This is a genomic window from Streptomyces griseicoloratus, from assembly GCF_014534645.1.
Classification (GTDB): Bacteria; Actinomycetota; Actinomycetes; order Streptomycetales; family Streptomycetaceae; genus Streptomyces; species Streptomyces griseicoloratus.
Window position 1 is genome coordinate 1 of sequence record NZ_JACVQF010000150.1, and the last position, 340, is coordinate 340.

Annotated in this window: 1 protein-coding gene; it reads left to right on the plus strand. The window is 67.4% G+C overall.

Annotation, left to right across the window (positions count from 1 at the left end; translation table 11 throughout):
• The coding region (locus H0H10_RS04520) for a 2-oxoacid:acceptor oxidoreductase family protein (RefSeq protein ID WP_188179495.1) at window positions 1–340 on the plus strand (340 nt) is incomplete at both ends.

Here is a 340-nt window from a genome sequence, read left to right on the forward strand (position 1 = left end):
GGGCGTGTCCTCGTTCCAGCTGCACTTCGCCGACCACGACATCCTCACCCCGGGTGACGCACCGAACGTGCTGGTGGCGATGAATCCGGCCGCCCTGAAGGCGAACGTCGGCGACCTGCCGCGCGGGGCGGAGATCATCGTCAACACGGACGAGTTCACCAAGCGGGCGATGCAGAAGGTGGGCTACGACAGCTCCCCGCTCGACGACGGGTCCCTCGACGGCTACAACGTCCACCCGGTGCCGCTGACCACGCTGACGGTCGAGGCGCTGAAGGACTTCGACCTGTCCCGCAAGGAGGCCGAGCGCAGCAAGAACATGTTCGCGCTGGGCCTGCTGAGC